The sequence below is a fragment of the Moorena sp. SIO2C4 genome (assembly GCF_010672485.1).
GTDB classification, from domain to species: Bacteria; Cyanobacteriota; Cyanobacteriia; order Cyanobacteriales; family Coleofasciculaceae; genus Moorena; species Moorena producens.
This window is the reverse complement of sequence record NZ_JAAHGN010000073.1, coordinates 1-13,472: the sequence shown is the minus strand read 5'-3', so window position 1 is coordinate 13,472 and position 13,472 is coordinate 1. Positions and strand designations below refer to the sequence as shown.

10 protein-coding genes and 1 pseudogene are annotated in these 13,472 nt (G+C 44.1%); 9 read left to right on the top strand and 2 right to left on the bottom strand.

Features of this window, described 5'->3' with window-relative positions:
- The 5 genes and pseudogenes from F6K20_RS06490 to F6K20_RS06470 form a co-directional block, all read left to right on the top strand.
- A pseudogene (locus tag F6K20_RS06490) lies at positions 1-757 on the top strand (hypothetical protein); the annotation flags it as partial.
- Positions 758-1,496: 739 nt separating this feature from the next.
- The gene (locus F6K20_RS06485; protein WP_287248778.1) at positions 1,497-1,871 is read left to right on the top strand and encodes a helix-turn-helix domain-containing protein; all 375 of its coding nucleotides are present in this window, start codon (positions 1,497-1,499) and stop codon (positions 1,869-1,871) included.
- 103 nt (positions 1,872-1,974) lie between these two features.
- On the top strand, positions 1,975-3,234 hold the full coding sequence (locus F6K20_RS06480) for an RNA-guided endonuclease InsQ/TnpB family protein (RefSeq protein WP_287248776.1): 1,260 nt from the start codon (positions 1,975-1,977) through the stop codon (positions 3,232-3,234).
- A 215-nt stretch (positions 3,235-3,449) separates the two neighbouring features.
- Complete coding sequence (locus tag F6K20_RS06475; protein WP_287294153.1) at positions 3,450-4,403, top strand: lysylphosphatidylglycerol synthase transmembrane domain-containing protein; 954 nt, start codon at positions 3,450-3,452, stop codon at positions 4,401-4,403.
- Between the two features lie 203 nt (positions 4,404-4,606).
- On the top strand, positions 4,607-6,193 hold the full coding sequence (locus F6K20_RS06470; RefSeq protein WP_008188865.1) for a sensor histidine kinase: 1,587 nt from the start codon (positions 4,607-4,609) through the stop codon (positions 6,191-6,193).
- 51 nt (positions 6,194-6,244) lie between these two features.
- Here the strand turns inward: F6K20_RS06470 and ilvN are convergent, their stop codons facing one another.
- Entirely contained in the window at positions 6,245-6,763 is a 519-nt protein-coding gene (gene ilvN / locus F6K20_RS06465; protein WP_008188861.1) for an acetolactate synthase small subunit, read from the bottom strand.
- A 578-nt stretch (positions 6,764-7,341) separates the two neighbouring features.
- Between ilvN and F6K20_RS06460 the strand changes: the two genes are divergently transcribed.
- Positions 7,342-7,683, top strand: a complete 342-nt coding sequence (locus F6K20_RS06460) for a BON domain-containing protein (RefSeq protein ID WP_008188859.1) — start codon at positions 7,342-7,344, stop codon at positions 7,681-7,683.
- Between the two features lie 18 nt (positions 7,684-7,701).
- On the opposite strand, the gene F6K20_RS06455 is transcribed toward F6K20_RS06460, so the two are convergent.
- Positions 7,702-8,613, bottom strand: coding sequence for an alpha/beta fold hydrolase (locus F6K20_RS06455; RefSeq protein ID WP_008188855.1), 912 nt, complete (start codon positions 8,611-8,613; stop codon positions 7,702-7,704).
- Positions 8,614-8,829: 216 nt separating this feature from the next.
- On the opposite strand from F6K20_RS06455, the gene infC reads away from it, so the two are divergent.
- The 3 genes from infC (at position 8,830) to F6K20_RS06440 (ending at position 13,452) form a co-directional block, all read left to right on the top strand.
- Positions 8,830-9,360: a translation initiation factor IF-3 gene (infC, locus tag F6K20_RS06450; RefSeq protein WP_008188853.1), complete on the top strand. Its 531-nt coding sequence runs from the start codon at positions 8,830-8,832 to the stop codon at positions 9,358-9,360.
- Between the two features lie 193 nt (positions 9,361-9,553).
- A complete protein-coding gene (locus F6K20_RS06445) occupies positions 9,554-12,547 on the top strand; it encodes a hypothetical protein (RefSeq protein WP_008188851.1) in 2,994 nt (997 codons plus the stop codon).
- A gap of 413 nt (positions 12,548-12,960) precedes the next feature.
- The gene (locus F6K20_RS06440) at positions 12,961-13,452 is read left to right on the top strand and encodes a Crp/Fnr family transcriptional regulator (protein WP_008188849.1); all 492 of its coding nucleotides are present in this window, start codon (positions 12,961-12,963) and stop codon (positions 13,450-13,452) included.
- Positions 13,453-13,472 lie beyond the last annotated feature (20 nt).

Here is a 13,472-nt window from a genome sequence, read left to right as displayed (position 1 = left end):
CTTCTTGGTGGGATTAGCTAATGGTCTTGCTCCCTGTTACGCCGATGATCACATTATTGGTCACCATACCTGGAATTATCTCCTATCTTGGCGGGATTTTGTCAGCAACCGACCCAAACCAACTCCCCGTCCCAGTGGTCGCGTATGGTTGAAAGACGCCAACATCCTAATTGACCGCCGTCGAGGTACAGAACTTTATTTAGCTTTGAATAAAGGAGGCGTTTTTAAGATATTTCGAGACAATCAATTAATTGCTTCAGATACCCATTTTTCCCTACTCGTAAAAGAAAGAGGTAAATTCAAAAATGCTGTTGGTCATCTGATCGATGACTATCAAGTTAAAGTCAGTGAGGATGAAATTCTGATTGAGGGAAACTTAGGATGGGCAAAACAGAAGCAAATGACTCCAATGAATTTACTAATTCTACGGGGAGTGATGTTAACGGTAGGACGCTTCTTTCCCAATTTAATTCGGAAATTATTGCAGAAATTATTAATTACTGGTAAAAAAGACGCTCCCTTCTGCTTTCGCAGATATTTTTATTGGCAAGGTGAGCGATGGTTGGTTATTGATGAGTTACAAGCTAAGTCTTGGAAATCGGTACAAAGTGTTGGAATTGGTGGAGACCAGACATCGATTTATGTGGTCATGAGTCGTACCTTTCAAGCAGGTCAATTACAACCTTGGGTTGACCTAAGTGATGAGGTGCAAACCTTGGATGATTATGAATGGTTGAAGTTCGAGCAGCGTTTTTAAAATCAGATTACCTTGACAACACTATGGAATTCACAATCAAGAACCACACCTTCTGCACATACCACATCGAATCCATCGAGTACGCTGACCACATACACTACCTTGACTCCGGTGAGTCCCCTGATGTTAGCTATTTACGTGCTGAGGAGTTTACATTTAATCTCCAAAACTCAATTACAATAACATTCACGCTTGATGACTGGTGTGACGCTGGTTACTACGATCACATACTGTACGACATCATTGACCCAGGGTAAACGCATCTTGTCAATAAAGTGGGGGTAGTTATCAATAAATTTGGCCTTATTGTGCTTATTGACAATTGTTTTTCCACATATAGTGTTTATTGAATTTGACAAAAACTATTATATATAGGATTACAAAAATTAGATGCCTTTACACTGTTGACTATAGCGCTATAAAAAATACACTATATGTCATAGCGCTATATAAATCGAAGAATTTAAAAAAATATAGCGATGTAGTTTTATGAGTTTATATTCCTATAGATAAACTATAGCGCTATTTAATTTTTGCTGATGGCTGTCTGAACACCTGTCTCCAAAGCGATAGCGCTATAGTTTATTAGGTATAAGATTAATTACAGAACTTAAACACTAACTTTAACAGTTAACCTCTCCTCTTACTTCAACCTCTAAACTATAACGCTATATAAACATACTATTAAATTATGTAACAGGTTTTTAACAACAATAGCGCTAGATTAAAGGGGGAAGACATGGCAGCACAACAGATAACTACAATTGGAACCACTCAAGCGACTTATCTGTTAGGAATTTGTGTCCAACGAGTTCGCCAACTCCTGAAAAGCGGCAGAATTAAAGGCGCTCAAAAAGTTGGCAGATTTTGGCAAATTCCCTTATTTAATGGCATGCCTAAAGTAATTCCCGGTAAGCGTGGACCAAAAGGAACCTGGAAAAAAGTTGCACAAAAGGTGGCGACTTACATCCACGTCAACCAGCAAATTATTAAGGAAAATAGAAAATACGATACTTACAAGCCTGTGCTGACCGTCAAACAAGGTAAACGCAACACCTACGGTCATTATGTAGAAATCAAAGGCCCATCTCGGTTAGTCTATCAACCCAACTAAACGGGCAAGTGGTCTCCCGTTATAATCGCGTGATTTAAGGGGAGGGGAATTGCCCGACGGGGTTTAACGGTTCTCAACAGTACGCGAGTAGTACAATAACATTATGCTGTTAACTTACTGCTATCGAATCAAGCCTAGTGACGAACAGATAGCCATCATGGAGAGATGGCTGGAATTGTTGCGTCGTCACTGGAACTATGCTCTCGGTCAAAGACTTGATTGGCTCAATAGGACTCGTTGTCCTATTGATAGATGCAGTATTGTGAGGGAAGCGATTGGCGAAGTCCCAGAACCCGTTAACTATTACACCCAGCAATCAGCACTAAAGGAAACTAAAAAGCTATTCCCTGAGTACAAGCTGATTTACGCCGAAACTCAACAAGTCAACTTACAACGGCTGAACATGGCATGGGAACGATGGAGAAAACCAGATGCGACCGGAAAACGCGGAGGACGACCTCGGTTTAAGAAACAAGGTCAATTGCGGTCGTTTATATTCCCACGGGTTAACAATTCCAGAGCAGGGGCGCAGATCAAACATGGAGTGCTTAAGCTGAGTCGGATTGGTGAAATATCTGTGGTGATGCACCGACCTCTACCGTCCGGTTTCACTCTCAAGCAATGCACTATCGTTAAAAAAGCGGACGGCTGGTACTGTTGCATCTCAATGAAGGATGATACTGTCCCTGAGTTTCTTGCTGTAGAATCGGTTAAATCTGCTGTTGGGATTGATGTCGGCTTAGAGAAGTTTCTGACCACATCAGATGGTGAAGCCGTTGAGATTCCGCAGTTCTACAGAAAGGCTACTAACAGGTTAGCAAGTGCCCAACGGGTAATGTCACGCCGTGTAAAGGGTTCTAAAAACTGGCAGAAAGCTAAACAGAAAGTAGCTCTATGGCACCTTCATTTAACCCGTTGCCGCAAGGAATTTCACTATCAAGTCGCCCATTGGCTATGTAGTAAGTATGACCTGATTGGGTTTGAAAATTTAAATATCAAGGGACTTGCGCGGACTAGATTAGCGAAATCAATACATGACGCAGGGTGGGGGTCGTTTCTGGAGATTTTACAAGCAGTGGCGGTCAAACGCGGTTTGTTAGTCCAGTTCGTTAACCCACGGGGAACAAGTATTGAGTGCTTCAACTGTGGGGCTTCAGTTGAGAAAAATCTAGCTGATAGAGTTCATCATTGTTCTGATTGTGGAGTAAAAATTGACCGCGATTGGAATAGTGGCATCAACATTTTGCATCGTGCATTAATGGCGGTTGGATTGCCGCTGAATGGCTGTGGTAAATCAATACATGATATTGAGGAACAGCAAGTCTCATTCGTGAGTTTGAGAAGCCTACATCATAATCGTTGATTTGATGTAGGAGTAGTCACTTGTCCTAAGCATTGTGGGGCTAAGGTGTGGCTATAAGTTGACCCCGCTGTTGAAATTCTCACTAAAGTTTTTGGTTAGCATCAGATGTTGAAGGTTGTTCGCCTTTGGCCTTCCCCTAGGGTAGATTGAAGGTTGACCGTTGCCGGTTGCCGGTTGCCGGTTGCCTTTTGCCTTTTGCCTTTTGCTGCTAATCCATGAAACGACTCATCTCCATTGCCATCAGCCTACTCATCTTAGGGGTAATTTATGCCAAAATTGACTTTCCCCAACTGATCGCTGTATTCAAAGAATGCGATCGCATGTGGATGGGGATTAGTCTGGGCATGGTGATTCCGATCACCCTGTTCACGGCTTGGCGACTGCAACAACTAATGCCGACGGGTTCCCAACTCCGATTTTGGGAAGCCAATCGCCTGATTTTAGCTGCCAGTACCCTGAATATGGTCTTGCCCTCCAAAATGGGAGATATTGCTAAAGCCTACTTTATGAAGCAGCGGGGTAATTTAGCTGGGAGCTTGTCGTTAGCCATCGTTATTTTTGAAAAAGCTTGTGACATGCTGTCTCTACTGCTATGGTGTGTCTTTGGTTTATTACTCTATCCGGGGAAAAGTGGTTTCTTTTGGTTGATGACCGCTGGGATAATTTTCGGCTTAATTTTAGGGCTATTCCTCCTCAGTTCCCGCAAATTTGCCCATTTATTTTTCTTAGTGACAAAAAAAATTGCCCCAAAAAAATTCCGTCCAAAGCTAGAAAAAATGCAAATGTCTTGGGGGGAAATGCACGGCTACTTCTGGCATGACCCCAAGCAATTATTCAAAATTACCCTAACTTCAATTTTTATCTGGTTCTTACACTTATTGCAAATTTGGTTATTTATCCTCGCCCTCAACGCCTGGACACCCTTTTTAGCCAATCTCGCTCTGTCCCCCCTAGCCATTTTAGCGGGATTGTTACCACTAACCTTTGCGGGGGTTGGCACCCGTGATGCTGCGCTAATTTTCTTCTACCAACGCTATTTCCCTAAGGAGGAAGCTGCCGCCTTAGGATTACTGTGTACTTCCCGCTACCTACTTCCAGCCATTGGTGGCTTACCCTTTCTAGGACAATATTTGACTACAGTGCGCGACTTGGGAAAAAAACCTTCTTAATTTGACTGTTGTCAAGAGGAGATGTATGTTAAATTTATTTAAATTCGGAGCAGTTTAGTTAATAGTTTTGTAAAAAACTGTTTAGGGATGGCACAATTCCCCAACAGCAAATACTATAGTCTGTACCGGAAAGCCATCCTTGAAGAGGCAGCTGCAATGCTCAATAGTCATGGTCGTGAGGGAAAAAGGTGAGGCAAAAATCTATGTTAATAAGTCGCAGAACTTTACCCCCTAGCTCTGGTAAGGGGGTCAAACCTAATCCAACGGTTCACAAAAACTTCACCAATTGGAAAACTAGTTGGCAACCTACGAATCAGACACTAGCTGAGCCAATAATTGACCGTAAAAGAGTGGAAGAATCTCTCTTAGCAGTCCAACAGAGATATCGATCTCTATTTGAAAACTCGACTGATGGTATATTTCAAATCACCCCTGATGGTTACTATATAGCCTGTAACCCATCGCTAGCTAGACTATATGGCTATGAATCACCTAAGCAATTTCTTAGTAATTTAACTGGTGTTGGGGATTACCTTCACAAAGATCCCGAGCGACGCTATCAATTCCTTGACCTACTGCACTCAAAGGGTTTTGTAGAGGATTTTGAATCCCAGGTCTATCGCCAAGACGGCACCCTAATGTGGATTTGTGAAAGTGCTTGGGCAGTGCGTGATGCTACTGGTTACATTCTATACTACGAAGGTTTTGTAAAAGATATTACTAAACAAAAATTAACTGAAGCAGCTTTACAAGCAGCACAAGCCAAATTAGAAGCCCAAAGCCAGGAACTGGAGAATGCCTTAAAGAAGCTGGAACTGGCTCAAGAGGGATTAAAGCAAAGTGAAAAAATGTCCACCTTAGGACAGTTATGCGCTGGTGTTGTTCACGAAATCAACAATCCACTTAACTTTATCTGTGGAAATGTGACTCCAGCAAGGGACTATGGCGAAGATTTATTAAGACTGTTGGGATTATATGCCAAACACTATCCCCAGCCTGTAGCCGAAATTCAACAGTACGCTGATCTAATTGATCTAGATTTCCTGATCGAAGATTTTCCTAAAACCCTATCATCTATGGGATTAGGTGCAGAACGCTTGCAACAGATTGTGCAATCAGTGCGCCACTTTTCCCGACAGGATGACCAGGAAAAGCAGCGAGTGAATATTCATCAGGGCATTGATAGTAATCTGACTATCCTCCATAACCGCTTAAAGCCCAAAGGAAAGAATCCCGGGATTACCGTGACCAAGGACTATGGAAAACTCCCTTTAGTGAAGTGCTACTCTGGTCCAATCAACCAAGTGTTGATGAACCTGCTGTGCAATGCCATTGATGCTCTGGAAGAGTCACAGGTTAACAGGTTCTTTGTTACAGGTTCTGCAGCTGTTCAAGCAGACAGGTTCTTTGTTCCAGTTTCCCCTCAGTCTTCTGATTATGGCCCGCAAGGTGTAAAGCAAAAAGCACCAGCCCCCCCTAAGATCACCATTCGGACAGAATTTCTAGGCAGCGATGGTGATCAAGGGGACAGTTCTGGTGGACAGGTCGTGATCAGAATTATCGATAATGGTCCGGGAATGACAGAAGAGGTCAAACAGAAGATATTTGAACCATTCTTCACCACCAAATCAATCGACAAGGGAACTGGCTTAGGGCTAGATATCTCCAAGAAAATCGTTGTTGAACAGCATGGCGGTCAAATCCTATGTACCTCTAATCCGGGTAAGGGAACAGAATTTGCGATCGCAATTCCTGTAGGTTCATATCATCAAGGCTTGCAGGTAAAATAGACGAACCAATCACCAATGACTAACGACCAATAACTAATGACTAATGGCTACTTAAACTTTTGCGTGCAAAGACTTGAGATATTCAGTATTGACTCCCGATTCTCGGGTTAGGGCGATTTTGCCAGTCCGGGCAATTTCACGGATACCAAACTTATTCAGCATTTGGGTCAGTGCTACCATTTTACCAGGGTCTCCCACAACTTCTAGAGTTAGTGACTCCTCAGATGTATCTACGACATGGGCACGAAACACCTGGGCTAATTCAATAATCTCGGAGCGGGTGGAACTAGTAGTGTTAACCTTTAGCAGCATCAACTCCCTTTCGACACAGGGAATTGAGGTAATATCTTGTACTTTAAGGACATTTATTAGCTTATAGAGTTGCTTAGTCAGCTGCTCAATGCTGCTGTCATCTCCAGGTACTACCATCGTAATTCGAGATATACCAACCTGCTCAGTTGGTCCAACGGCAAGACTTTCGATATTGAAGCCTCTACGGGCAAATAAACCAGCAATGCGAGTTAGAACACCGGCTTCATCTTCAACTAAAACGGAAAGGGTATGTTTCATAGTTTGACTTGGGAGTTGACTTGGGAGTTGACTTGGGAGTGGTGGGGGCGTGTGCTGCCTAAATTGCTATCAACGTGATTTATTGGTGAGACTGTTGACTGTTAAGTGTTGACTAGCCCCTTTTTTTAGGGGGTATAAGGGAGTAGCAACGGTTAACTGTTAAGTTTCTTGAAGCTAAGCGTCAACGGTCAACGGTAAACCAATGTAAGCATTCAGCGATCAGCGATCAGCGATCAGCGATCAGCGATCAGCGATCAGCCAGAGGTTAGGTCACAGGCTAGAAGCCTGTGCCACAAATCACCTCAAGTAGTTTGGCCAACGGCCAAGATATTTTCCCCAGACTTTCGATTTTATTTTAAGCACCTCAAGTAGCGTGAGCTTTTAGCTGACGGCTGACAGCTGACGGCTGAATGCTTACAAACCAATTACCATTTTATCCAGGTTTTGAGTAACCAAGAACTCTAGTAACAGTGTGCTGTATCTAAAGATATATTTTTTATGAAACTAGGCAGCTAATTGCCAAATTCCTCGGTAACATAAAAATCGGTAAAAACTGATTGGAGTGAAACCAAATAATTATGGGTTGGTTAAAGCGAATGTTTGGATTTGGGAGCCCAGAGGAAGCTGCCGCAGCTAGTACCCCTTCAGAAGATGCACCAGCAGGAGATGACATTCCCCCAGAACGAATGGGGTTAAACGGGGAATACGACCAAAGCGGCCTTGCCAAGCGAGTTGTTTGGGCCTTTGACCAAGACGACGAGCTGGATGACGAGGAAAGGCTCTGGGTTGCTCAAACTGGCGGTAAAGTTGTGCTAAAAGGAGAAGTAGCTAGCCAGGAGGTTCTAGATAAGATGGTTAATGTTGCCTCAGGTGTGGATGGTTGCACGGAGGTTGAAACTGATCAAGTGAGCGTCGGCTAATACCAATTGTGGGGATAATCAAACCTTAGCTCCCAGCCACTCTAACAGGATCAGATTCACCTGTTCCGGACATTCATCGTGGGGACAGTGACCAGCATGATCTAACTCCAATAGCTCTAAATTAGGATTGAGTTTAACAAACTTGCGAGCTAACATAGGGGGAATCATCCGGTCTTCTAGTCCCCACATCAATAGCATAGGAATATCTAATGTAGGTAATAGGGATTTGACCGGTAGACTAAAGTTAGGAGCGGTCATCCCTCTCAAAAGTCTACTAAAGGTGGCCGCAGCTCCAGGATCGGTGGCAGGGACACTCAGAATTTCTACTAAATCATCTGTAACTGCCTCTGGATTAGCATAAGCTAACCCTGCCCACTTACGCACAATCCCTGGACGTCTTACCACGTAAAATAGGGTTTTGAGTAGCACTGGTGATGCCACTAGACTCTCAACAGTTGAGACTATCGGTCCGAGCCAACTAGGAATCGCTTCTTCTCGGGCTTGGAAATCTGGTAAATTAATCATCACCAGACCTTTAACCATCTCTGGATGGGTTGCTGCTGCTCCTAGACCAACTAGCGAACCAATGGAGTTACCTACTAACACTACCGGTTTTTGGATAAAAGTTTGCCAAAATTCATAAACCTGAGCTACCCAAAGGTCAATGGTATAGTCAACCGAAGCTTTCCGGGATGCCCCAAAACCCAGCAGATCTAAAGCATAAACGGTATGATGTTGACCGATTACGTCTAGGTTATTACGCCAATGCCCTACCGAAGCACCAAACCCATGAAGCAGAATAACTGGTGTTGTCGGCTGGACAGTTAGGGGTTGGGGTGGGCGAAAATAGGTATAACGGATCGGCCAACCCCGCCAGACCCAATCCCTTTGACTACCAACTCGTTGCTGCCAATGCAAAGATTTGGTCACAACCTGCCTCAACTTCAAAAATATTTACAAAGCAACTTGAGTCCATTATGCCTTGCCTATCAGGCAAAGGAGTAAGTTATAACTATTCCATCGGCCTTGGTTTCCTAAGTGATGTTAATAATTTGAACAGAAACAAGAAAGGAATTAGTAAAATGGCAAGTGTATGTAGTAAGTCGATTTTTTGATTAATCCACTTAAGAAAATAAACAAACGCCTGTGAGTGATAATAGAAGACGCCAACGCGATCTACCCCAAATTAACGAAAGAATAAGGTTTCCGAAGATTAGAGCCATTGATACCGATGGGGCACAGCTGGGTATAATCACACCTCAAGACGCCCTGCGGATCGCTGAGGAAAAGGAGTTAGATCTTGTCCTGGTTAGTGACAAGGCAGATCCGCCAGTGTGTCGCATCATGGACTATGGCAAGTACAAATTTGAACAAGAGAAGAAAGCCCGTGAAGCAAAGAAGAAGCAGCACACGGCTGATGTAAAAGAAGTGAAGATGCGCTACAAAATAGAAGACCATGACTACAATGTGCGGGTCAATCAAGCGGAGCGCTTCCTGAAATCTGGCGATAAGGTCAAAGCTACCATTACCTTCCGAGGTCGAGAAATTCAACACAGTAATTTAGCCCAGGCACTACTCGAGCGCATGGCTAAGGATTTACAAGAATTGGCAGAAGTCCAGCAAGCACCGAAGCGGGAAGGTCGTAACATGATGATGTTACTCTCCCCCAAAAAATAGTGGTTATAGTGATTGGTCATCAGTCATTGGTCATTGGTCATTAGTCATTGGTCATTAGTCATTGGTTATTAGTCATTGGTACCCACATGGGCAGGTGCCTGGAATTCATGTCTGAATACCCATGCACGGAGCAAGCAGCTTAAAATACCAAGGACTACTGACTGAGGACTAGTGACGAAGGACGAATGACTCTATGAAATTGCCATCTCCGACTCGCCTGAAGGGTTACTGGGTTAGAAAAATCCTAGAGTGGGTGAATCTTCGCCCAGAAGAAGGCGAGCGGACATTGTTGATGTTCGCCTTCCATACCACCACTTCCATGGGACTGCTTTGGTTAGAGTACAGTGCCATTGCCTTGTTTCTAGAGAAATATGGCGCGAAGTGGTTACCGGTGATTTATATTGCTAGTTCCGTGATCTGCTCTGGGCTGGGAGTATTATACTCCTGGTTGCAGAGCATTTTACCCTTGAGGTCAGTCTTGGTAGCGATCGCTATCCTAGCTGCCTTACCCCTGTTAGTGTTCCGCCTAGGCTTGGAGATCGAGTATGGCTATATTACTGTAGTCACCATCTTTCTATTGCGATTGTGGATGGATGCGGTGTACATCCTCAATGACCTTAATTCCCAGGTGACGGCTAATCAGTTATTCAACATTCGGGAAATTAAGCGTACCTACCCCCTAATCTCCAGTGGGCTTTTGGTAGCTGATGTCCTCTCTGGGTTCTCATTACCTCTATTATTGCTGTTAGTGGGACTCAACAATGTGGTGGCTTTTGGGTCTGGCATGATGCTCATCGGAGCACTGACCTTGGTTTATATATGTCAGCACTACCAGCAAGCCTTTCCTAACTCCCCAGCACGACAGTGGGAAGAAATGGAGCCAGACTTTGCTGTGCGTCAGCCGAGTGAATCCCTCAGACGCTATGTCATCCCTTTATTTGCCTTTTTTATCTTAGGGGAAGCCCTGTACCTCCTAATTGAATTTCAGTATATGGGTCAATTGGAGCAAACCCTGGATAGTTCAGCAATTGCTGGTTTTCTGGGTCTATTCAGTGGTACGTTGGGACTTTTTGAACTGGTGACCCAATGGTTTATCTCTAGTCGGGTGATTGATCGCTTTGGTCTTTTCCTAAGCGCTATGGTATTACCTGGTGCTTTATCTGTGATTGGCTTAGTGACCCTAGCTAACATGGCAAGTTGGCTAAAGTTTGATATTGGGTTCTTGCCTAGCTGGATTACAGGGCTATTTATTGGTGTAGTCTTACTCCGATTCGTTGATGAACTATTGCGCTTTACTTTAATTGCTAGTGTTGAACCTGTACTCTTCCAAGCCTTACCGTCAGGGTTACGCTCTGTGGTGCAGACTACTGTGCAAGGGATTGCCAAACCCATGACTACTGGCATTACTGGCATTGGAATTTTAGCCACCATTGGGCTGCTGGATTGGGCTTTCCCCAATTTTGAGCCATTGCGCCATTGGGTGTTTATTCTAATGGTAGTGATTTTTGCCCTATTATGGCTGCTGAGTACCCGGTTGATGCGGGCTAATTATGGTTCATTGCTGCTGATCAATGCTGAGCAAGGACGTTTGGGTTCTGCCAATACCAATTTCCTGGATACTAAGACCCTCTTTGAGGAAGCGGTAAAGCGACTGAAAACTGAGCCGAAGAACCGCTCTGCTTACATTCAACTGTTGTCTCAAATCGCTCCAGAAACAGCGAGTCAGGTTCTTTCTCCCTTGCTGGGAGAAATGTCTACAGATTTGCAGCGCCAGAGTTTAGAGGTGATGTTGCCCTATCCCAACCCAGATTGTCTAGAAGATGTGTCTCGGTTGATTGATCAAAGACCACCAGTAGAAGTCCTGGCCTTAGCATTGCGCTATTTTTGGCTGGCTCAGAAAGACCTGAATATTCGGACAATTAAGCCTTATCTACAACCTGCTGTTGACCCAACCGTAAGAGCTACAGCAGCTGCTTTAATTATGGGTCGGGGTACACCAAAAGAGAAATTTGAAGCCGTCAAAACCCTGCGGCGGATGCTCACCTCAAAAAAAGAGCAAGAACGGTTGATGGGTACCCGAGCTTTGGCAGAGATGGATTACTTGGAATCCTTGGTAGTTTATATTGATGACCTGTTAAGGGATAAGTCATTAAAGGTACGGTGTGCTTGTTTAGAGGTGATTGCTGCTAAACGATTTGAAAAGTACTATCCGTCTTTAGTCAAGGCACTTTACTACACATCTACCCGCAATGCTGCTCGTAGAGCGTTGGTCAAGCAAGGGGATGAAGCCATTGCTTTATTGAGGGTTTTGTCTGAAGATATTCATAAGCCAGACCCAGTAAGGCGGCAAGCTTGGATGGCTCTCGGTGAGATTGGCAGACTCCAGGCTATAACTCAGAAGGGTACTCCTGAAGCTATGAAGCATTTGGTGCAACAGTTGATGAGTAGTTGGGGGACAACCCGTCGTAATATTCTCACGATCCTGCTGAAGATTCCAGGGGAGGTTGGAATTGAAGCGGTGATGAACGAGTTAGGGCGTAGGGTCGTAGAAGCCTTAATTGAGCAAGAATTGATGTTTTTGGGTCAAATTTATGGCGCACTGCTGGATTTGACCTCAAAGAAAATAGCTGGACTGGAGGCAGATTTGCTGCGGCAGGGGCTTAATGATCTTCAACAAGATCTGGTGGAGGTGTGTTTCTTACTGATGAAGTTTCTTTATCCATCGAGTGCCATCAAAGCAGCTGAGTTTAATCTAGCATCCCATTCTCGGTCAAACATTGCCCTAGGGTTAGAAATTTTGGATAATACCCTAGATATTCCTAATAAGAAAGCATTTTTGTCAATTTTAGACCGGCGTTCTCTGAAAGAAAAATTAGCTGCCCTCGTGGATTTAGTGCCTTATCAACCCATGAGTGTAAGCGATCGCTTACGTCGGTTAATCGAGTTACGACATTTTATGTCAGATTGGCCCCTAGCGTGTTGTTTTCATGTGGCCAGAGCAGCACACTGCTCTCTAGCACCAGCAGCGGCTATGAGTTGCTTACGTCATCCTACCGGTTTTGTGCGGGAAGCGGTTGTGGCTTATCTCAAAGAGATGTCACCTCGTGCTTGTGCAGAGTTGTTGCCAGTGCTTAGGAATGACCCAGATCCCTTGGTAGCTGCTCAAGCACAAGAGATTATCGGATAGTTTGATCAGTATAGTTGCCTATTGTTTGTAAACTTTGCTGGCATCATCTCTAATTTATCATGGCAGTGGACAGTAGAGCTAGGGGTGAAATAATGTCTGAAAGTAAGCATTCAGCCATCAGCGTGTCGCGTATCAGCGTGTCGCGTATCAGCTATCAGCCATTGGCCTGTGGCCACGCTAATTGAGGTGCGAACAGCTTTTGAATAAAATAAGCTGACCGCTGACTGCTGACCGCTAAATACTTACGTCTGAAATTACCACAGTAAATTGCTTGAATCTTAATTCCACCCCTAGGTCTAGTGAGCCATTAACTATAAACAATTAGCGAAACAACTATCGGTATGGGTTAAACTTGTAGTTTACTACAGGACGGCTATTCGCTAGCAGCCAACCGCTAACCCAACCGCTAACCAATGTTATCTAGCATTGATCGTTTAATTTTTATCAGGGGTGTCCCAATTTTTCACGAATTGCGGGACGATTTTCTGATGCGACTAGCCTCTGTGATGGACGAGCTAGACTTTCCTTCTAACCATACCATCTTTGCTCAAGGGGAAGAGGGTAGGGAACTTTATATTGTAGTCTCAGGTTTGGTAAGAGTTCACATTGGTGAGCGGAATTTGGCACAGTTCAAGCAAGGAGCCTGCTTTGGGGAGATGTCCTTGTTTGATGCAGAACCTCGTTCCGCTTCTGTGACCACCATCGAACCTTGCCATTGTTTGATGTTGACACAGCTACAACTCTATGATGCCATTGATGAGACACCAGAATTTGCAATTAAGATTATTCGTATGCTGTCCCGCCGTATTCGGGAACTTAACAGCAATTTGAATACTAATCAGGTTAAAAATCCACCATTGGATGTGAGAAGGGTTGGAAGTCGTTTAACGGATTTCCGTGCTTAAGATAAGTCCTAGTTTTTTGG

What these genes read in the sequence shown, in the direction of transcription:
- F6K20_RS06460 (WP_008188859.1), top strand. Translation starts at nt 7,342, where the DNA reads ATGGGTTGGTTAAAGCGAATGTTTGGATTTGGGAGCCCAGAGGAAGCT.
- ilvN (WP_008188861.1), bottom strand. Translation starts at nt 6,763, where the DNA reads ATGAAACATACCCTTTCCGTTTTAGTTGAAGATGAAGCCGGTGTTCTA.
- F6K20_RS06445 (WP_008188851.1), top strand. Translation starts at nt 9,554, where the DNA reads ATGAAATTGCCATCTCCGACTCGCCTGAAGGGTTACTGGGTTAGAAAA.
- F6K20_RS06440 (WP_008188849.1), top strand. Translation starts at nt 12,961, where the DNA reads ATGTTATCTAGCATTGATCGTTTAATTTTTATCAGGGGTGTCCCAATT.
- F6K20_RS06480 (WP_287248776.1), top strand. Translation starts at nt 1,975, where the DNA reads ATGCTGTTAACTTACTGCTATCGAATCAAGCCTAGTGACGAACAGATA.
- F6K20_RS06470 (WP_008188865.1), top strand. Translation starts at nt 4,607, where the DNA reads ATGTTAATAAGTCGCAGAACTTTACCCCCTAGCTCTGGTAAGGGGGTC.
- F6K20_RS06475 (WP_287294153.1), top strand. Translation starts at nt 3,450, where the DNA reads ATGAAACGACTCATCTCCATTGCCATCAGCCTACTCATCTTAGGGGTA.
- F6K20_RS06485 (WP_287248778.1), top strand. Translation starts at nt 1,497, where the DNA reads ATGGCAGCACAACAGATAACTACAATTGGAACCACTCAAGCGACTTAT.